Origin of the sequence: Bradyrhizobium sp. S3.2.6, from assembly GCF_040546885.1 — a bacterium.
GTDB classification, from domain to species: Bacteria; Pseudomonadota; Alphaproteobacteria; order Rhizobiales; family Xanthobacteraceae; genus Bradyrhizobium; species Bradyrhizobium cytisi.
The window spans coordinates 90847-111313 of the sequence record NZ_JBEPOS010000021.1 but is presented as its reverse complement, the minus strand read 5'-3'; the positions used below and the strand labels follow the sequence as shown (position 1 = coordinate 111313).

The following is a 20467-nucleotide window of genomic DNA, read 5'->3' as shown; positions in this document are numbered from 1 at the left end:
GTTCGGATCTTCGCATTGGCTGTCGCCGCGACATCGCCTGAGATCACTGCATCATCGCGGCTGCGATCTTCTCTGCCGACATCAGCACCGGAAAATTGGTGTTGGCGCACGGCACCACCGGAAAGATCGAGGCGTCGACGACGCGCAGGCCCTGGATGCCTTTGACGCGGCCCTGGCTGTCGACCACCGCCATGGGATCGTCGGCCCGTCCCATGCGGCACGAGCAGGAGGCGTGCCAGACGCCGATGGTGGCCTTGCGCACGAAGGCTTCGAGCGCCTCGTCGTCGTTGATCACGTCATCGAAGGTAAAGCCTTCGACCACGAAATTGTCGATCAGATAGTGGCGCAGCGCCGCGGGTCCATCCATCAGGGTCGCGGCGATCCCGGTCAAAATCCTGTTCCTGGTGTTGACCACGCCGATCTTGCGGACCTTGTCGGTATAGGCGGCCGGGAACGGCTTGTCGGTCACCGCCTTCACGGCGTCGCTCATTTGAATGGCCGCCATCTTGCGGAAGCCACTCATCAGGCGCTCGAGGTCGCGCCGGTCGGACAGCAGATTGAACTCGACGACCGGCTCGGCGGCGGAATCGCGCGAGGCAAGCTTGACCTGTCCAGTCTCGGAATAGGTCTTGTTGACGAAGGTCAGCGCCGAGCCGATCTGCGCGCCGACCGCGTGCCAGGCCGACTTGCTGAGCAGGACCACGAACATGTCACCCTTCGGCACGCCCGGCAGCCCCGACGAATAACGCAGGCCGAGCTGCATGTGACGCCTGGTATGCTCGTTCATGCGGGCGCCGCGGCGGACGAAGGAAGACAGCGAGATCGAGGGATGATCCATCAGGCGCTGGCCGACGCCTGCGAGCCCCATCAGGACCGGAATGCCCATATCCTTGAGGTGACCCACCGGGCCGATGCCGGCGCGCAACAGATGCGCCGGCGAATGGATCGCGCCGCTGGAGAGAATGATCTCGCGTCCCCGGAATTCCTGCTCGCGTCCGTCGACGACAGCCTTCACGCCGACGCATTGCGTGCCCTCGAACAGCAACTCTTTCACCTGCGTGTTGGTGGAGATCGTCAGGTTCGCACGCTTGCGGGTGTCGCGATCGAGATAGCCCATCGCGGCCGAGACGCGTTGCTCGGCCTGGTTGGAATGCGTCACCGGGAAATAGCCGTCGACGAACTCGCCGTTCTGGTCGGGCAGATATTGATGGCCGGCCTGCTCGAAGGCGTCGGCGAATGCCTGGGAATGCCGGGTCCAGTGCTCGCGCGGAATTCGGCGCACGGGAATTCGGCCGTCCTTGCCGTGATACGGCCCATCGAAATCGAGGTCGCGCTCGACCTTCTTGAAGAACGGCAGCACGTCGGCCCATGTCCAGCCCGAGGCCCCCCGCGCGTCCCATTCGTCGTAATCGGTCGGTGCGCCGCGATTGGCCATCTGACCGTTGATCGAGGAGCCGCCGCCGAGCACGCGCGCCTGCTCGTATTTGCGCAAGGGCGGGCGCGCTTCGTTCGGATTGTTGTGGCTGACGACCTGGGTCGTGACCTTCAATTCCGTCCAGTGGAAGCGCGGATCGAAATAGGCGGTGCCGGGATAGCTGTCCCTGATTTCGGCCGGCTCGCTGCCGGGAGGCGTGTCCTGTCCGGCTTCGCACAGCAGGACCTTGTTGGCGCTCCTGGCGGAGAGCCGGTGGGCCAGCACGGACCCCGCCGAGCCGCCGCCCACGATAATGTAGTCGTACACGATTGGCGTTTCCTCTTGTTCTTGTCCCAAGAGGGTAGCGTGGATTTATCGCGAGGTCACGCCTGCGCCGACCGATCTGTGAGCGACGTCGGTGCGGTCTATTGCAGAACCTTCGGCATCACGACGACGACATCGACCTGTCGCTTCAGCACACGCGATGCGACAGTGGCGATATAGATCGAATAGCCGTCCTCGATGTCGGACGCGATCTCCTCGTCCTTGGCGAAGGCGTAGAGCATCGTGCCGTCGAGCTTGTCGAAACGGATGCCTGCAAACAGGCGATCGAACGTCTCGGCGCCGACGGCGCCCGCCGTCAGTGCCTGTATGGCCTGGTCCTGGACGAGTGTGAGCTTCATCATGCCGATGAGATATGAAACGGTTGCGCGAATGCAAGGTGGCTTGCGGCCTCACGTCATGCTTCCCGGCATGAAGCAGCGGATCAAGGCGCGACCGTTGACGTAGTAGGGCCAGACGATGGTGCGGCCGATGCGGTTCGGCTCGGTGATCACGGTGTCGTCAGGCACCTGGATCCACTCACCCTGGATCCTGACCCGGTAATGTCCGTTGCTTGTATCCCAATCGACGTCGTCGAGCGCCGTGCCATCGGCGTCCGCGCAGCAGGGCCCGCCGCCCCTGCTGTGCAAGCTCTCGAACCAGCCCTTGAGCGGAGAGTTCGCGTAGCGCCCGTCATCGCGCGCGTCCGCGGGCGCGCCGATCGGGGCGATCGCCGCAGCAAGAAGAACCATTCGCAAAACCAACATTGCCATGTCGCCTCGCTCGATCTGCGCACCTGCGCAAAGCGCGAGACGCAAGCGTCCGCGATGCGCGCGATGCGATTGGCCGACCGCCCGCCGGCCGGGGCTTCCGGCCGTCTCAGCAAGGCCATAACCGCGAGCCGGCGCGTTTGATCCTATTTTCGGGGAGGCCGCGGACAGATCAATGCAGGCGAAGCAGCCGAGGTCAGGCCGCGGCCGCCTGCTTCGACAGCAATTGCTTCAGCTTCGCCGCCGGCACCGCCGGGCTGAACAGCCAGCCCTGCATCTGGCTGCAGCCGAGCTGCCGCAGCACCTCGCGCTGGGCTTCGGTCTCGACGCCTTCCGCGGTCGTCGCCATGTGGCGCGCGGCGGCCATTTGCACCACGGCCTGCACGATCGGCGAGGAATCCTCGGGCTCGCCGATGTCGCTGATGAAGCTGCGATCGATCTTGATCTTGTCGAAGGGGAAGCGGTGCAGATAGCTCAGCGACGAATAGCCGGTGCCGAAATCGTCGAGCGCGATGCGCACGCCGAGCTCGCGGAGCTGCTGGAGGACCGTGAGCGCTTCCTCGTCGTCGCGGATCAGCACGGTTTCGGTGATCTCGAGCTCGAGGCGCCCCGGCGCAAGGCCTGACTCGGCGAGCGCTGCGGCAACCTTCAGCGCCAGCGTCCTGGATCGGAATTGCACCGGCGAGACGTTGACAGCGATGTGGATGTCGCTGGGCCAGGATGCAGCCTCGTTGCAGGCCTGCCTCAAGACCCATTCGCCGATCTCGCTGATCAGGCCGGTGTCTTCCGCGACCGGAATGAAGTCGGCGGGCGAGACCATGCCGCGCTCGGGATGGCGCCAGCGCAGCAGCGCCTCGCAGCCGGTGACGACATTGGCGGAGAGATCGACCAGCGGCTGGTAGTGCACCTCGAACTCGCCGCGCCCGAGCGCCTGGCGCAGATCGAGCTCGAGCTGGCGGCGCAGCCTGGCCTTGGCGTCGTATTCGGGCACGAAGATGCGGAAGGTGCCGCGGCCTTCGCTTTTCGCTGCATACATTGCGAGATCGGCGCGCTTGAGCAGATCGTCGAGATTGTCGCCGTGGTCGGGGGCGATCGCGACGCCGATGCTGGCATCGGTCGCGATCTCCTGGCCCTTGCAATCCACCGGCATGCGCAGCGACGCCAGGATCTGTTCGGCGAGCGCGGTCAGCCCGGCCTGGTCGCAGCTCCCGGCCCTGATGATAGCGAACTCGTCGCCGCCGAGGCGTGCCACGAGATCGTTGCCGCTGGCGCAGGCGCGCAGGCGGTTGGCGACCTGGCGCAGCAATTCGTCGCCGACCTCGTGGCCGAGCGAATCGTTGACGCCCTTGAACTCGTCGACGTCGATATAGAGGATTGCAAACGGCTTGCCTTGGGCAAGCTCCGCCACCCGCCGTTCCAGATGGCCACGCATCAGCACGCGGTTGGGCAGGTCGGTCAGCGCGTCGTAATGCGCCATATGGGCGATGCGCTCGTCGGCGCGGATGCGCTCGGTGACGTCGTCATGCGTGGCGAGCCAGCCGCCGGCCGCACCCGGCTGGTTCTTGATCTCGATCAGGCGGCCGTCGGAGGTCTCGACGATGGTGCTCTGGATGCGTCCGACGCTGTTCAGGATGTCGTCGCAATAGGAATCGACGTCGCCGTCGAACGAGCCGGTGTCGGCGCGATGCTGGATCACGTCGCGGAAATGGGCGCCGGGTTTCACCAATGCGGTCGAGAGCCGATACATCTCGATGTAGCGGCGGTTGCAGACGATGAGCCGCTCGTCCTGGTCGAACATGAGCAAGCCCTGCGTCATCGTGTTCATCGCTGTGTCGAGCCGCTGCTTCTCCAGCGAGACGCGCCTCGTCACCTGGCGGAAGATCAGGAACAGCGTGAGCACGAGCAGGCCGATCGACAGCACGGCGACAGTGACGAAGAACTTGGTTTGCGTGTGCCAGGTGGCGAGCGTCGCATCCAGCGATTTGGTGGCGACCACGACCAGCGGCTCGCCGGTCAGCATGCGCGAGGCGACGATCCGGTCCTTGCCGTCGATCGGGCTGGCGAGCTCCGTGGTGACGAAGCTGCGCTCGAACACGGCCATCTGCTCCGGCGAGCCGGTGCGGTAGTTCTGCCCGATCATGGTGTCGACATGCGGAACGCGCGCCAGCAGCTGGCCGTTCTGGTGGTGCATCGCGATCGAGGATTCCTCGCCGAGGCCGGTCGAGGCGAAGAAGGATTCGAGCTGCTCCGGCGCAATCGCCCGCGATACCAGGCCGAAGAATTCACCGTGGGGGCCCGACACCCGCCGCGCGAACACGATCGCCGGGCCCTTGCCGAGCCGGCCGGGTACGACCTCGATCTCTTCCTGCGAAGCCGGATCGTTCTTGAGCCGGTTGAAATAGCGGCGATCGGACACCGAGATGTCGGCGACCGGCCAGCGCTTCGACGAGTTGATCAGCACGCCGTTGGCATCGAACACATTGGCGCCGGCGACGTCGGACCAGCCGCTGGCCTTGGTGCGCAGCACCTCGTGCACGGCGAGCGTCGCCATCTCGCTGCGGAACATGTCGGCGGATTCGATGCCATGGCTCTCGAGTTCCGCGATGATGCTCTTCTGCAGCACCGCAAAGTCCTCGAACTCGCGGTCGAAATGGCGGGCGAGCAGACGGACGGAGCTTTCCAGGCTGTCGCGGCCGCCCTCGATGGCGTTCTGCCGGAACCGGTCGACGGTGAGCCCAGTGCCGATGGCCATCGCCGCCATCAGCACGAAGCCGCCGACGATCAGCCACGTCAGCGGCGCGCCCCGCCATTGGCGAAGCAGCGCGCGCAGTCGCGCGGTCCATCGAATTGATGCGCCCATCCAGCCCTCCCGTGGGATGCAGGATGCCGCAAAACCTCCAAGACCCCGTTACCAGCGAAGGTTAGGAAAATGTGAATCGGAACAAAATCAGGAGGTTGGAACCACGTTTGGCGAATGCAAAGATCCTGTAGGGTGGGCAAAGGACGGTAGGGTGGGTTAGCGTCAGCGTAACCCACCTCTTCTGTGTCCGTCGAAATGAACAGTGGTGGGTTACGCCATGCGGTTTGCGCTTCGCGCAGTCCGCAGGGCTAACCCTACGAGCTACGAGCCCATTTGACGCCGACGGGGCTACCTCGGTTCATCCCATTGACCGTCTTGCTGCCGCAACCAAATCGGCGCACTTTGCCGGGGCCGATTTGCGACCCAGGATTTCGATTAAGGTTTGAGGACTGATGATCACCGCATCCAAGGCCTTCATTGCATTCTGTCTGCTCGCGGTGGCCGGCACCGTCTTGGTGATCGGCCCGACCGAGCTGCGCCGTCTGCTGCCGGGCGGGGCGGGCACCGAGCTCGCGGTCGTCGCCAAGCCTGAGGTAAAGCCTGAGGCCAAGATTGAGCCCAAGACTGAGCCGAAGACTGAGCCCAAGACTGAGCTGAACTCCGAACAACCGAAACTCGCCGCGGTTGCACCGCCCGCGCCGTCCGCCTCGCCGGCACCGTCCGGCACCGCGAAGGCGGGGGCGCTGGCCGAGACCGAGAAGCAGGTCGCGGCGCTGGCCGATATCGCGCCGGCCAAGCCGCAGCCATCAGTTGCGGATGCCGGTCCCCGTTTCGACGTCGCGCGCGTCGACGATCAAGGCGAGGCCGCGGTGATCGCGGGCCGGGCCGCGCCGGGTTCGAAGGTCGAGCTGATGCGTGACGGCCAGCCGCTCGACAGCGTGGTGGCCGATGCGTCGGGCCAGTTCGTGATGACCCCGCCAAGGCTTCCCGCCGGCAGCTACGAGCTGACGCTGCGCGCCAGGGCGCCCGACGGCTCCGTCATGCAGTCCAGCCGCACCGTGCCGGTGACGATCGCCGAAGCCGCGCCGCCGCCCGCGCGCGTCGCAGCGGCAGCGAAGCCGGCTGAAAACGACAAATCGGACATCGTCGCGTCCCTGCCGGCGCCGCGCCTGGCCTCGGCTTTGGACCGGTCCGCGGCTCGGCCGCGCATGATGGGCACGCCCAAGCCAAAGGCGATGGCGAGGATGCCGGCGGCCGGTACCACGGTCGCGTCCGCCTCGCCCGCGGACGTCCTCAACACTGCAACGGCGGAAGCCGGCGGCAGCCGGGTGGTCTCCCGCGGCGACAGCCTCTGGGCGCTGAGCCGTCTCGCTTACGGCGACGGCGCGCGCTACGCGGTGATCTTCAACGCCAACCGCGCAAAGATCCACAATCCCAATCTGATCTACCCGGGCCAGACCGTCTTGGTTCCGCAAAGGGCGCAGTGAGGCGGCTTCTCCTTCTCCCTCGCCCCGTTCTTACTGGGAGAGGGCGGGGTGAGGGGCTCTCTCCATGGGCGGAATCGTCGAGAGACCTGTACCCGCTCACCCGGATGACATCTGCGATGTCATCCGACCTCTCCCCGCAAGCGGGGCGAGGTAAGACGACCGCGACGCTTTGCCCGTCTCGCCGCGGAACATTTGGTTCCCCGGCGAGTTTCTCCGTGCGACGCGATGTGCACTTGGCGCTGGAGGAGGGCCAGGAAGTGGTCATCTCGGTGGTCTGCTCGGTGGTCAGCTCGAGATTCCGCCTCGGACTGGCGGTGGCCGGCGCGGTCCTCGCGATAGTGCTGTTGCCAAATCAAGCCCAGGCACAGTTCGGGCTCCGCGGCGGGCCGCTCGGTGTTGCCCGCTTCGCCGTCGGCCACGTCATCGGCCTGTCGCGGCTGCGCCACGCCCGCATGGCGGTGCGCGGCAGTCGTTATCGCTCCGCTGCGCTGAGGTCGCAGGATCCGCGCCAGATTCCCAACGGAGCCGAGCGCGGTCAGCCCGCCAACCCCTATATCATGCGCGCGGCGCTCACGGCGCAGGCCGCGCTGTCGGGCTGGCACGGCGGCCGCCGTCCGCAGGGCTGGTGGCGCCATCCCGAGGGCAGCTACGGCTGGGTCGGTCCCGTGTTCTGGCCGTTCGCGCATGACGATCTCACCAATGCGGTAATCTTCGGCGATGCCACCAGCCTGTCGCTCTATGGCTATGGCGATATCTATGCCGCGATCTTCGCGCCCTATGCGGCTCCGGAGCTCGCCGCCTACACCGCGCCGCAAGGACGTCGTGCGCGACGAGTGCCGCCGGTGGAGGCGGTCTGCGACGCCAGCGACACTGGCGGCTTGCCCGTCGACCGTATCGCCGCCGCGGTGCAGCCGAACGAGATGCAGCGCACCGCGCTCGACGATCTCGGCGCCGCCTGGGCCTCCGCGCGCGACACCATCCGCGCCTCGTGCCCGGCGCAGGCGCCGATGACCGCGCCGGAGCGCCTCGGCGTGATGCAAGCCCGGCTTGATGCCATGATCAAGGCCACGGACGCGCTCGCGGCGCCGCTCGCCAAATTCGTCGATCTCCTCGATGACAGCCAGAAAGCAAAGCTCGAGAAGCTCACCAACGAACGTCGCGCTGCGGTTGCATCCGCCCAGCACAAGGACGCGCAGGCGGCATCAGCCTGCAACGCTGACAGCGATCCCCGCTACGATATCCAGGCGCAGCGTCAATACGAGCAGCTCGTGCAGCAGCAATGGCCCGCCGCCGAGATCGCATCCACGCTGAAGCTCGACGACACCGGACGCGCCCGCCTCGACGTGCTCCAGGACACCACGCTGCGCACCATGGAGACGCTCAGTCCCTGTCCGACAAAGGCTGCATCAACACCACAGGCCCGCCTCGCCGCCGTGAAGACGCGGCTCGAGAGGATGCAGCAGGCGGTGGGCGGCGTCGGCGATGCGCTCGATGATTTCGAGTTCGGCCTGAGCGACGAGCAGAAGGCCGCGTTTGAGGCGATCGGGCCGAAGCGGGGGATGTGAGAGTTGCAAGACGTCCGTCTGCGCGGCATCATCCAACACCTACGCGAAACAGATCCTCATCCTTGTGGAGCCCGCAATAAGCGGGCCGCATGCGGCGCTAACTAACAGCCTCCCGACCTAACTGCGTCCTGGGTGCGCCATTGCCTATTGGCAGTCGCGCGGACTGACCGGACCATGATCATATTACCTGTTGAGCGCCTATGCGGTCATCGTCTTCGATCCACTGTCGGCGCGTTCGTTCGGATCTGCCGTCATCCATTAAAGCTTCGTTGACTAACACTTCATATACAGATCCGGTATTTCCGTCCGAGGAGCCGATGAAGGTCTGGGTCAGCCTGGCTTTACTTGCGGCGCTTTTGCCGCTGGGCCAGCGTTTTGCCTTGATGTCCGCCGAGAAACCAGGCGAGGCTACGGAGATCCGTGCCAGCTACCGTCGGCCCGCAACCATTCTTTTTCCGGATGACAATCCCTACTCCGCGGCGAAAGCGGGTCTTGGGCAGATGTTGTTCTTCGACCCACTGCTATCGAGATCCCGTACCGTTTCCTGTGCGACTTGCCACAACCCGTCACTTTCGTGGGGTGATGGCCTCGCGCATGCGATCGGGGAGGACCCGAGGGGTCTGCCGTTGCGTTCGCCCACTCTGATCGATGTGGCGTTCAGTGAACCGTTGGGCTGGGACGGGAAATTCAGGGATATCGAGGCCGTGACGTTTGGTCCGATCACTGGCCGGGCGAATATGAATCTGACGGAATCGGAGCTGATCGAGCGTCTCTCCACCGCACCGGCCTATGGTGATGCATTCGCAAACGCGTTCGGAGATCGTGCAATCACGCGGCCCAGGATCGAAGCCGCCCTGGCGACCTTTGAACGCACCATTGTCGCTGGCGAGTCGCCGTTCGATAGGTGGATCACGGGCGATGACGCCGCGATCAGCGCGCCGGCGAAACGCGGCTTCGAGATTTTCAACGGCAAAGCACGATGCTCAAGCTGCCACAGCGGGCCGTCTTTTACAGATGGATCGTTCCAGGATATCGGCACTGCAACAGGTGATAATATTGGGCGCGGCCGACTGTTTCCGACATCGCAAAAGCTGCGATACGCGTTCAAGACGCCGACCTTGCGCGATGTCACGCGCCGCGCGCCCTACATGCACGATGGCTCTGTGGCAACGCTCGAACAGGTGATCGAGCTCTATAACAAGGGTGGGATCGATCGACCTAGCCGATCGCCTTCGATCCGGCCACTGTTCCTTACGGCGGACGAAAAGAGCGATCTGATCGCCTTTCTTCAAACCCTTACCGCCTCGTCCCCGGCAGTGCCTTTCCCCGAGGTGCCCGGACAACGAGCTCCCTGATCGGGCCGGCCGAGAAGGCGCTCAATGAAGGTGCGGCAATGCCGACCCCAACAGGCCAAAACCGAAGATAAGAAGGGCGCCTGTCCAGGCCTCCAGGGTTTCGGCTCGCACTGCGTACCGCTTTGCGCCGCGGGCCAGGACCGAGCCCACCGCCACACCTGCCGCACTTAACGCTCCGAACATGGACTGCTCCAATCATCCGCTTGTCCGCCGTTTAGTACGCCCCCTGGGTTCAAGGCCCGTCCTCAAGATCCGTAAAGTTTGAAGGGATTTGCGGTGGGTTGGCCGTTCAAATAAGCCCCGGTGCCGCCCCCATTAACCACCAAACAACCAGCGGATGCGACAGGCGCCACAAACCTTAAAATTTATGCTAGGGTGAATAGATCGTTAAGGATGTGCGTTTAAGACGGGCGGTTTTTTGAAATGTTCAGGTCTCTGGGACGAGATGCCGTTTCGGCCTCCCGAGCAATCTACCTGTTTGCCACGTCAATCGCCGGATTCTGCGTCTGGATCCTGGGGACGGAAGAGGCAGCCGCCCATGTCAAATGGTTTTGCGCCTACGACGCTGCCGGCCAGCCGCGCGGCCTTGAGAACGTTCTGTGCCAGGATTTTGAGCTCCTCCTGGGCGTTGCCTTGCTCTGGTTCTTTTCCGGCTGTGTGGTGGAGCGGACGTCTTTGGGCGAGCTGATGGCGCGCTCACTGAACCGCTTCACGGAGAATCTGGAGCTGCACACCGAACTCATGATGCGCGCAGTCTGCGGGTTTTTCTTCGTCTCGCTCTGGGCGGTCGGAGGTATCATCCTGACCCCCGAACTGAAAACGACGTCGGCGCTGGTCGGGCCTTTGCAGCTTGCCATCGCCGCCGGCCTGCTGTCGCGTCGCACGATGCCGCTATCTGCGGCCGGAATCGCGGTGTTGTTCGCGCTCGCGGTACGGGACTACGGCACCTTTCATTTGGCCGATTATCCGATCTTTCTCGGGTTTGCGGCCTACCTCGCCCTCACCGGGCTGCAAAAGGACCTCTTCGGCGTTTCGCCGCTCGACGTGGTGCGCTATGCGACCGCCGTCACGTTGATGTGGGCGTCGATCGAGAAGTGGGCCTATCCGGAATGGAGTTTTCCGCTCCTGATCGAGCATCCCGGCATCACGCTTGGGTTCGAAAGCGAGTTCTACATGCGGGCCGCGGGAATGGTCGAGTTCACCCTCGCTTTTGCCTTGGCTTGGACACCGCTAGTCCGGCGCATTGCGGCGGCCATGTTGCTCGGCATGTTTATCAGCGCATGCTTCGAATTCGGCAAGCTTGATGTCATCGGCCACTCGGCGATCATCGTCGTCCTGGTCGCGATCGTTTGCGATACCCGGCAGGCCGCGTCAGACTATCGCTCGCCGTGGCTCGCCCCGGCAGGACTATGCGCGGCGCTGACGGTCACGCTGTTCGCCTATTATGTTGGCCACGCCGCGATCTTCAACACGACGATTCTCTAGGGTCTTTACTTGGTGACGTGCACGCCAAGCTTCATCTTGGGATGAATGCCGCACAGCACGGTGTAGTCACCAGGCACGGAAAAAACGACGTCGAACTGGCTGCCCGGCTGCTGATCCCCGGTATCGAAATCAAAGCTGTCCGCGCTCAAATAGGCGTGGTGGAGGAGCTCGCCGTCGTCGTTAACGAACCGTAAAGTCTCGCCGCGCTTGATGATGATCTCTCTCGGCCTAAACTCCCGATCCTTTTGCGAGATCGTGTAAGGGGCCGCGCCCAAAGCGGCTCCCGCGAAGAGACCCCCTACAATTGCGGCCGTGATCTGAAAACCGAGCCCGCCTGCGCGCAAAGGCAAAAACCTCGCCATTATTTCAACCCCGCTGAAACTTCAACTTTACCAAGAATCCGTCCGGGCTCGAATCTTTCGAGCCGCGTGAGTACCCCCATACTTATCACAGGTTGATCTTAACGATTTCCGCATCCCTTGCAGTCATTGCTAGGGAAATTTTAGGCGGAGCCGCTGCTGCCTCCGCGCGATATGTTTGCGATTAGGTGTTTACAGCGAAAGACACTGTGATGGGTCCTTTCGTCGGCAGCGTTGCGCGTCAACCGAACGCGGTTATCGAGACCTTTCGGTCGATAATCGCTCGGGTGTCGCGGCTTGTCGCGCGCGGTTCGATCAGAACCGGAATCTTGATCTTCTGTCTTGCAATGAGCGCGATTGCGGCAGCTTTGGGAGGGTATGCCACACTCGGTATCCGGCACGCCGGTGACCTGGTTGCGAAAACCTTCGACGAGTCATTGATGTCGATCAACTACGCGCGGGCGGCTGGCGCCGATTTCGCCGGAATGCGCGTGGCATCTGCACAACGGCTGCTCACAAAAGACCTAGCGGTCCAGGCGCGGCTCGATGCCGAAATCGAGGAGCTGGCCAAGTCGCTTTCGGAAGACGTCACCATCGCGGCCGAGCGGTCACAGTCCGCGCGCGCGGCACAAGCAGCCGCCAAGGTCCAGGAGGCGGCAAATGCCTGGATCGCGCTTCGTCGAGGTCAATTTCAGGAAGCGAGCGGTCATGAGGTCAATGGTGTTGATCAGTATTCGAGCACTGTGAATCAGCAGATCGAATTGCTGGTGAACTATACTGCCGGCGATGGCTTTCTATTTCGTCAGCGAGCGCTTGCTGCGATCAAGCGGGATATACAACTCAACGTCGCAGGACTGACCGTCGCCCTTCTTCTGTCCGGTCTTTTTTCCTGGCTGTTGGCACGGCGGATCATTGGTCCCGTCGCCATCGCATCCAAAGCGGCCCAGAGCATCGCCGATGGCGATTTGAACACGGGCATTCCGGAAGGCAGCGGCGACGAGTTGGGTACGCTGTTAACCGCCATGGGCCGAATGCGGGACAATATCAGGGCGATGGTCGAGCGGGAGGTGGCGCAGCGGCGTTCGGCGCAGGCGCGGCTTTCCGATGCGCTCGAGCACTCCCGCGAGGGCGTCGTCCTCCTCGACCAAAGCGGCCAGATCGCGTTGGCCAATTCCAGAGCGAGCGAATTCATTCGCTGCTCTCCGCAGCTGGTCCATCCGTTGCGGACGGCCCGTGCGCCCGGCACCCAGCGCTCAACGGAACTCATGCTGCAAGAGGACGCTAACGAGGTCGAAGGGGTGGAGAGCGAGGCCCAACTCCCGGATGGAAGATGGCTGCGGGTCAGCCGTAGCCCGACCCAGGAGGGCGGCGTCATCCTCGTCTTCAGCGACATTACCGGTTTGAGACAGCAGAAAGCCGAGCTGCACGCGACCAATCTGAGATTGGATGCGGCGCTCTCGCACATGTCGCAAGGCCTCTGTCTCTATGACGGAGAAGGACGGCTGCAGGTCGTCAACCGGCGCTTCTGCGAGATCTTCGATATTTCGCCGGAGCTCGTGCTTCCAGGGATGACATTCGAGGATGTCCTCCGCCTGAGTGTTGCCGCCGGCAATCATGGCAGCCAGACGGTGGCTGACCTTCGCGCGGAAAGCGAGGAGTTGTTGGCGCGCGGGAAACACGGCTCCTACCTTCAGCAGCTCAGCGGCAACCGCGTTGTCTCGATCGCCTATCGCTCCACATCCGACGGCGGCTGGCTCATCAGCTGTGAAGATGTGACCGAACAACAAAGGGCGCAATCTCAGATCGCGTTCATGGCGCGGCATGACGCTCTGACGGGATTGCCAAACCGGTCTTTGTTCGCCGAGCGGATCGAACAAGCTGTTGCAGAGGCGGGCCGAGGTGCGGGGTTTGCCGTGTTCTGTATTGATTTGGATAATTTCAAACAGGTCAATGACACCTTGGGACATCCGGTGGGTGATGCGCTGCTTTGCGCGGTTGCGGCCCGATTAAGTGCGTGCGTCCGAGAGGGTGATACGGTTGCGCGGCTGGGGGGCGACGAGTTTGCGCTCATCCAATCTGAAGTCCGAAACGCTGACGATGCTGCGCACCTCGCCCGGTGTGTCGTCGAGCATGTCGGAGCGCCTTATGAGCTGAACGGACATCGGGTCATCGTCGGCTGCAGCGCCGGAATTTCCCTGGCACCGGGTGACGGCACCACGCGCGAGAAACTGCTGAAAAATGCGGACATGGCGTTGTACCGGTCCAAAATGGACGGCAGGGGAACATGGCGGTTTTTCGAGCCGGCAATGGACACGAGTCTTCAAACCCGAAGAGCGCTCGAAATCGACCTGCGCGAAGCCATGGACAAGGACGAATTCGATTTGTTCTATCAGCCCATCTATGATTTGCGCATGGACCGGATCAGCGGCTTTGAGGCATTGTTGCGCTGGCGACATCCGGAGAGGGGAATGGTGCCGCCGGACCAGTTCATCCCTGTCGCCGAAGAGATTGGCCTCATTACTCCGCTTGGGGAATGGGTGCTCAATCGTGCCTGCGCCCAGGCGGCGAGTTGGCCGAACGAGCTCAAGATTGCGGTCAATGTTTCGGCCACTCAGTTTCGTGACCCACGGCTCGCGGCCGTCATCGCGAAAGCACTCGATACTTCGGCGCTGGCGCCACATCGACTTGAGCTCGAAATCACTGAATCGGTTCTCCTTGGCAACAGCGCCGAAACCATTGCGACGCTGCATGAGCTGAAGGCGCGTGGGCTGCGCATCGCTTTGGATGATTTTGGTACCGGCTACTCTTCGCTCAGCTATCTGCGCAGTTTCCCCTTTGACAAACTCAAGATCGACCAATCGTTCGTCCGCGACGTGACGGCCACAAAGGGATCGAAATTGATTGTCCGGGCGATCACCAGCCTCGGGAAGAGCCTCGGCATGACGACGACGGCGGAGGGCGTTGAGACAATTGAGCAGTTGAACCAGATGAAGGCCGAAGGATGCAACGAGGCGCAGGGATACTTGTTCAGCCGTCCGGTCCCGGCGACAGAACTCGCATCGACGATCCTAAGCTTGAGAAACGGCCTCAAGAGTCTCAAGAGAAGTGACTGGGCCAATCTGAGAGCCAGTTAAGGTTCATCTCGCTTGCTCAGTGAAATCGACGTGCTCTCGGTCTTGGTGGGGCGATACAGGTGCGCTGTTGCGTCATCCTGAGCATTCTGTTCGGGTGCCGAGCGATGGCTCGACCCACAGCTTTCCTGTCGGTTAGCGGGCGTCTCGAAGGATGGCAGCAAGGAAGCTGCCAGCCGCATCACAATACAATACGCTGGCTCGCCTTCCCAGTCCTCCACAGCCCCTGCCATTCCCACCAAAGCCACCCTTCGCTTCCCCCGTCGCATTTGCTATTGCAGCCTCCGGCCCGTCCGCGCGTGCTTCGTCACGCCGCCGACGTCAACGGTCGCGCCCGTTCGATCCGCTTGCGGTCGCGGGCCGAATGCATCGCCTCCCACAAGTCGGTTCGCCGCTGCACGTTCAGCCAGAAGTCCGGCTATTGCCGAACACGCGGGCGAGGATCAGCGCCGTGGCTGCGGTGACGTTGCGACGGTCGTTGCAGAGTTCGTTGACGTGCTTGCGCTGTACGCCCATGGCGTCGGCCAGCGCGCCCTGCGTTAGGTCCATCGGCTTCATGAATTCCTCGGTGAGGATTTCGCCGACCGAGGCCGGCTTGCGCTTCGTCATCAGCGTGCGTCACCTGCAACGTCGCGTCATCGATCAACTGGATCATGCGAAACAGCCGTGCCTTCAGGTCGGGGCCGGAGCATCTGTTCGACGAGGCCAAGGTCGTCCGTCTCGTCAGCACGATTCGCGAGATCAACGACAGCGCAGTTGCTTGAGGGGGACGGCCGTGACTCGACGGGCAAGCAGATCAGAGCTTGGTGATGTCACGCGCAAACGCCCGATCATGCCATCATGCCGGTGTTTTGCCCGACGTGTCAAAGAGAATTTCGCCAAATCCGCAAACTGCGTGAAATTCGCCATGCAGCTCAGGGCTATGGCTACTGTGCATGGGGTTGTTTTCGACTTTTTGCGTTCGCGCGGAGCCAACTTGTAAGGATCTCTTACAAGTTCAGCAGGCGGTCAGCGCGAATTCACCCTCTCCGCCGCGCGGCCGACGCATCCACCACCGTCGCCTCCTCTTCACGCCAGGACAAAATCTCCATCGCCAGCACCGGGTGGTTAAAACCCTTGAGCTGGAGATCGTCGAGCGCGCGGGCTTCGACGGATTGTTCGACCATGCCGTAGACGCGACGGCTGACCACGATCTGGTTGGCGAGGGCTTCGCCGCAGAGGCGGGAGGCGAGGTTGGTGACGCTGCCGATCGCGGCGTATTCCAGCCGCTGCTCGAAGCCGACCTGGCCGAGCGTGGCGTAGCCGAGCGCGATGCCGATGCCGAAGCCGAGGCTGTGGCCGCGGTTGCGCCAGCGCTCGGTCAGCGGGCCGATGGTGTCGCGCATCTCCACCGCCATCTTCACGGCGCGCGCGGTGTGGTCCTCGAACTGGATCGGCGCGTTGAACAGGATCATCACGCCGTCGCCGGCATATTTGTCGAGCGTGCCCTCGTATTTGAAGATCAGCTTGCCGAGCGCGGCGTGATATTCGCGCAGCACGTTCATCGCCTCTTCCGGCTCGGTCGCTTCCGTGAACGCGGTGAAGCCGCGCAGATCGCAGAACACCACGGTCACCTCGCGGCGCTGGCTGGTGAGCAGCCCCTCGGGGCTGTCGGAGGAGGCGATCAGCTGCGCCACCTGCGGCGCCAGGAAACGCTCGAGCTTGCGGATGCGCTCGATCTCGCCGAGCTGGGTCGCGACGCGCTCTTCCAGCGACTTGTTCCAGTTCTTCAGCTGCTCGGTCTGCTCGCGCAGCTGGTCGGCCTGGGCGCGCACGGTCTCGTGCGCCGTCTCCAGCGCGTGGCTCTTGTGGTCGACCTCGGTGAACAGGCGCGCGTTGCGCATCGCCAGCACCGCCTGGTTGGCGAAGGTGCGCATCAGGCCGGTGAGGCTGCCTTCGAACGCGCCGCTGGCGCGGCGCAGCACCACCAGCGAGCCGAGCGTGCCCTGCTGGTCGACCAGCGGCACCACCAGCACCGCGTGGAAGCCGGCATTGACCGCGACCTCGCGCAGCGGCTGCCCGGCGGCGTGATCGAGATCGGCAATCGCGATCGGCTCGCCGCGCGCGGCGGCCTCGCTCAAGATGTTCTCGCCTTCCTCGATTGTGACGTGGTCGCCTCCCGCCGATTTGTCGATGCCGTCAGCCTCGACCAGGTTGAAGCGATGCTGTTCGGCATCATAGCCGTAGATCAGCACCGCATCGGCATGGCTGATCTCGAGCGCGCGGGCGGCGATGGTCGGCAGCACGGCGTTGAGGTCGAGTGAGGAGGCGACCGCGCGGCCGACCTCCTCCAGCACCTTCAGCTCGTTGATCGACTGCGCGAGGTCGCGGGTGCGCTCTTCGACTTTTGTTTCGAGGTCGGTGTAGGTCTCCTGGAGCTGGCCGGCCATGCGGTTGAACTGGCCGGCGAGCTCCTCCAGCTCGTCGGAGGTGTGGACGTCGATGCGGTGGCTGAAATCGCCCTCGCCGAGCTTGTGCGCGCCGTCGCGCAGCGCCGTGATCGGGATGATCATGCGGCGCGCCAGCAGCGTGCCGGCGAGGATCGCGACCAGCAGGCCCATGCCGATCAAAAGCGCGATGCGCACGAGCTGGTCGCGGATCGGCGTCAGCGCCTGCGCGGTCGGCTGCTCGAACAGCACGCTCCAGCCGAGCTTCGGCACGGTGCTCGCGGCGGTCAACACCGAATGGCCGTTGAAGTCGGTGCCCGACGTATCGGGCGCGCGGCCGGGCGCGATCGCAGCCGCGACCTGCGGCAGCTTCGACAGGTCCTTGCCGACGTCGGGCCCCTTCGACGAGGCCGCCAGCACGCGGCCGCGTGCGTCGACCACATAGGCGAACGCGGCCTTGCCGACCTGGGCGTCGGTGAGGTAATCGGCGAGGAAGCCGAGATCGATCTCGGCCACCGTGACGCCGGCATTGAAGCCGGAATGCGCCACCGAGATCGACATCACCGGTTTCTGGTCGACGAAGCTGGGCGCCGAGTAGCTCACCCCGCGCGCCACCGCATCGGTGAAGCGCATGTCGCGGACGAGGTCCGCATTGCCGTTTGTCGTGGTCGACTGGCGCGAGACGCGCAGCACCTCGCGGCCGTCGCCGTTGAGCTGGAACAGCTGGGAGATGACGGCGACCTGCTGCAGCAGCTGGGCGTAGTCGGCGCGGCGCTTCTCCAGCGTGTCCCGGCTTGCCGTCGTCACCCAGCTGATCTGGCGCTCGAGCTCGGACACCGATTGCTCGATGCGCCTTGCGGCGGCCTGGGCCTTGTCCTCGAGCCCGTCGGTCAGCGAGGTCTTGATGGCGCGATAGGAGATCCAGGTCTCCATCGCGCCGTTGACGGCGAGCACGAACACGACGAGGCCGACGAGGGAGACGACATATTTGACGAACAGGCCCTCGCGCAGAAACCAGGTCTTGTTGTTCGCTCCCGCCATCCGGATCCTCTCGCGCCGCGACCGACGCCGGCGCTATGGGCCGTACGGGCCCCACGGCCCTTCTACCACAATTTGGGCTTTGGGACCGGCAAGGGGGCGGTCAAGGGGCGGTCAAGGCGGGTGTGGCGCAATCACCGATTAAACAGCTGCCGCATCACGTCGTTCATCGGCTGGCTGTCCTGCTGCGCCTCTGGCGGATCTTGGGTCGGAGGGGCCGGCGAAGCCTGGGGTGCCGGTGTGGCCGGTGTGCCGGGCAGGCTGCGGCTTCGGCCGGTACCGTTGCCGGCGCCGCCCGAGAGCCCCTGCTGGATCAGATTGCCGATCGCCTCGCCGAGCTGGCCGCCGAGCAGATTGTTCTGCCCCTGTCCTTGTTCTTGCTGTTGCGTTGGCGGGTTGGCATTGCCGGCCGTATTGCCGCCACCCGGCGCAGCGGCGCCGCCGAGGCCAAAACTGTTCAGGATGTTGCCGAGCCCGGCGCCATCGGGTCCGAACAGGCCCTTGCCCATCTCGCGCAGCTTCGCGTAAGCGGCATCCGGATTGTCGAGCACGCCCGCCATGTCAGGATAGATCCGCGGCTGCGACCACGCGCCGGTGATCATCACGGGAATGCCGAAGCCGACCGGATCGGAGGCGCGGCCCTGGCCTTCGGTCGTCATCACCAGTTTCGGCTCGACGCGAAAGCCCATCATCTTGGTGTCGAGCGCAATGGTGCCGGTGCCGGTGACGCGCACCAGTGGCCCGATCAGGTTGAGGTCGGTCGTCACCGCCTGGCCCTTGTCGATGCGGAACGAGGCAGAGAGCTGCGACAGGTCGGTGCTCTGTGCCTCACTGTCCTGCCAGCCCGAGAGCGTGCCCGACGTCAGCGAACGGATCATCTGCGCGACATTGATGCCGCGGATGGCGCCGTCCTGGAAACTGACGAAGGCCGTGCCCTGCATGTTCGCCATCAGCGCGCGCTGGCTGGTGCCGGCGCTGCGCAGAGCCAGCTTGGCTTGCATCTTGCCGTCGATCCGGTCGAACTCAGCGAGGCCCTGCAGCAGCGGCAGCGCGCGCACGCCGACGAGGTCGGAATGCATCGCAACACTCGGCGCGCCGCTGGTCGCATCGAGGATCACCTCGCCCGAAACCTGGCCGCCATAGGCGCCGAGATTGGCAGTGCCGAGCTTCAAGATGCCGCCGGCGAGCTTTGCATCGAGCGCCAGGGGCGCAAGATGGGCGTCGCCGATGACGGCTTCGTTGGTCGAGATCCTGATCTGCGCGTCGACATAGTTGAGCCCGGACACGTCGATCGGCGCATCGCTCCAGGGCTGCCCGGCAGCGCCATCAGGCGATTTCGCCAGCGGAATCGCCAGCCGCTGGAAGTCGAGATCGACCTTCACCAGCGGCTTGCTGGCGATGTCGACCGAGGCCCAGCCGTTGAAGGCGCCATCGCCGAACGTACCATTGACGGCGTTGACCATCACGATCGCACCGTTGAGCCGCAGCTCGGCATGGCCGGCGAGCTGGGACTTCAGCACGTCGGGCATATCGATGGCGAAATCCACCGGCATGGTCTGCCGCTCGATCGGCGGTGCCGGTGTGGTGGCCTTGATGTCGAACTTGGTCGGGTGCTCGCCGACGCGCGCGGTGCCGGCGACATTGACCTTGCGGTCGCGGCCCATGACGGCTTCGGCATTGATCGCGCTGATACGGCCGTCGACCCGATCGCGCGCGCGCGAGAATGCGACTTCGCCGTCGACGATCCTGACACGGTCGATGCTCGCGCCGTCCATGTCGAGCGCAAGCGGCTTTTGCGACGCATCGGCATTTGGCAGGCGCTCGCGCAGCAGCGGCTGGTACAGCACCGGATGGGTGACGACGATCTCGCTGATGTCAGGGCGACCCGACCACACGCTTGCGAGCGACATGTCGGCCTGCACGCTGTCGATCGTCACGCGCGTGATGCCGCTGCGGTCCTTGGGGTCCTGGAGCGTGAGGTCGTTCAGCGTGATGTTCAGCGTCGGCCACAGGCTGATCCTGGTGGTGCCGTCGATCGACAGGCGATAGCCGCTCGCGTGCTCGACGCGCGAGGCAATCGTCGCGGTCAGGAAGCCCGAGGGGATCCCGATCACCAGCAGGAGTGCGATCACGATGACGATTGCGGCCAACGCTGCGCCGGCGAATTTCACTACTCTCATGTCGACTTTCCAACGACGGACGAGTGGCGCCGAAACCGGCAGTTTGCCCGCCCTTTCCGCCTGAGTTTATCCCGGGACGGGAAGCCGCTCCAAGCGGCTAAAAATAATCGGGAGGTGCTGCAAAGTTATGTGACTT

General features: G+C 64.0%; 12 protein-coding genes and 1 pseudogene. 5 read left to right on the top strand and 8 right to left on the bottom strand.

Annotated features, from left to right (window positions below):
- Nucleotides 1–43 precede the first annotated feature (43 nt).
- From ABID58_RS29145 to ABID58_RS29130, 4 genes are all read right to left on the bottom strand, one after another.
- Nucleotides 44–1741 (bottom strand): GMC family oxidoreductase, encoded by a 1698-nt coding sequence (locus tag ABID58_RS29145; RefSeq protein WP_354036271.1) that lies wholly within the window; start codon nucleotides 1739–1741, stop codon nucleotides 44–46.
- Nucleotides 1742–1839: 98 nt separating this feature from the next.
- Nucleotides 1840–2100: a hypothetical protein gene (locus tag ABID58_RS29140; RefSeq protein WP_187435411.1), complete on the bottom strand. Its 261-nt coding sequence runs from the start codon at nucleotides 2098–2100 to the stop codon at nucleotides 1840–1842.
- 48 nt (nucleotides 2101–2148) lie between these two features.
- A complete protein-coding gene (locus ABID58_RS29135; RefSeq protein WP_502916436.1) occupies nucleotides 2149–2487 on the bottom strand; it encodes a hypothetical protein in 339 nt (112 codons plus the stop codon).
- A gap of 214 nt (nucleotides 2488–2701) precedes the next feature.
- On the bottom strand, nucleotides 2702–5365 hold the full coding sequence (locus tag ABID58_RS29130; protein WP_354036269.1) for a bifunctional diguanylate cyclase/phosphodiesterase: 2664 nt from the start codon (nucleotides 5363–5365) through the stop codon (nucleotides 2702–2704).
- A 392-nt stretch (nucleotides 5366–5757) separates the two neighbouring features.
- On the opposite strand from ABID58_RS29130, the gene ABID58_RS29125 reads away from it, so the two are divergent.
- The 4 genes from ABID58_RS29125 (at nucleotide 5758) to ABID58_RS29110 (ending at nucleotide 11197) form a co-directional block, all read left to right on the top strand.
- The gene (locus tag ABID58_RS29125) at nucleotides 5758–6792 is read left to right on the top strand and encodes a LysM peptidoglycan-binding domain-containing protein (protein WP_354036268.1); all 1035 of its coding nucleotides are present in this window, start codon (nucleotides 5758–5760) and stop codon (nucleotides 6790–6792) included.
- Nucleotides 6793–7073: 281 nt separating this feature from the next.
- Nucleotides 7074–8357 carry a Spy/CpxP family protein refolding chaperone gene (locus tag ABID58_RS29120; protein WP_502916437.1) on the top strand — a complete coding sequence of 428 codons (1284 nt, stop codon included), beginning with the start codon at nucleotides 7074–7076 and terminating at the stop codon, nucleotides 8355–8357.
- 317 nt (nucleotides 8358–8674) lie between these two features.
- Complete coding sequence (locus ABID58_RS29115) at nucleotides 8675–9712, top strand: cytochrome-c peroxidase (RefSeq protein ID WP_148755878.1); 1038 nt, start codon at nucleotides 8675–8677, stop codon at nucleotides 9710–9712.
- Between the two features lie 423 nt (nucleotides 9713–10135).
- Complete coding sequence (locus ABID58_RS29110; protein WP_354036267.1) at nucleotides 10136–11197, top strand: hypothetical protein; 1062 nt, start codon at nucleotides 10136–10138, stop codon at nucleotides 11195–11197.
- A 5-nt stretch (nucleotides 11198–11202) separates the two neighbouring features.
- Here the strand turns inward: ABID58_RS29110 and ABID58_RS29105 are convergent, their stop codons facing one another.
- Nucleotides 11203–11559, bottom strand: a complete 357-nt coding sequence (locus ABID58_RS29105; protein WP_148755876.1) for a methylamine utilization protein — start codon at nucleotides 11557–11559, stop codon at nucleotides 11203–11205.
- A gap of 209 nt (nucleotides 11560–11768) precedes the next feature.
- Here ABID58_RS29105 and ABID58_RS29100 point away from each other — a divergent pair, with 209 nt between their 5' ends.
- A complete protein-coding gene (locus ABID58_RS29100; protein ID WP_354036264.1) occupies nucleotides 11769–14690 on the top strand; it encodes an EAL domain-containing protein in 2922 nt (973 codons plus the stop codon).
- Nucleotides 14691–14994: 304 nt separating this feature from the next.
- Here the strand turns inward: ABID58_RS29100 and ABID58_RS29095 are convergent.
- The 3 genes and pseudogenes from ABID58_RS29095 to ABID58_RS29085 form a co-directional block, all read right to left on the bottom strand.
- Nucleotides 14995–15296: pseudogene (locus ABID58_RS29095) on the bottom strand (HigA family addiction module antitoxin).
- A 410-nt stretch (nucleotides 15297–15706) separates the two neighbouring features.
- The gene (locus tag ABID58_RS29090; RefSeq protein ID WP_354036263.1) at nucleotides 15707–18154 is read right to left on the bottom strand and encodes an adenylate/guanylate cyclase domain-containing protein; all 2448 of its coding nucleotides are present in this window, start codon (nucleotides 18152–18154) and stop codon (nucleotides 15707–15709) included.
- A 131-nt stretch (nucleotides 18155–18285) separates the two neighbouring features.
- Nucleotides 18286–20331, bottom strand: coding sequence for an AsmA family protein (locus tag ABID58_RS29085; protein ID WP_354036262.1), 2046 nt, complete (start codon nucleotides 20329–20331; stop codon nucleotides 18286–18288).
- Nucleotides 20332–20467: the final 136 nt, after the last annotated feature.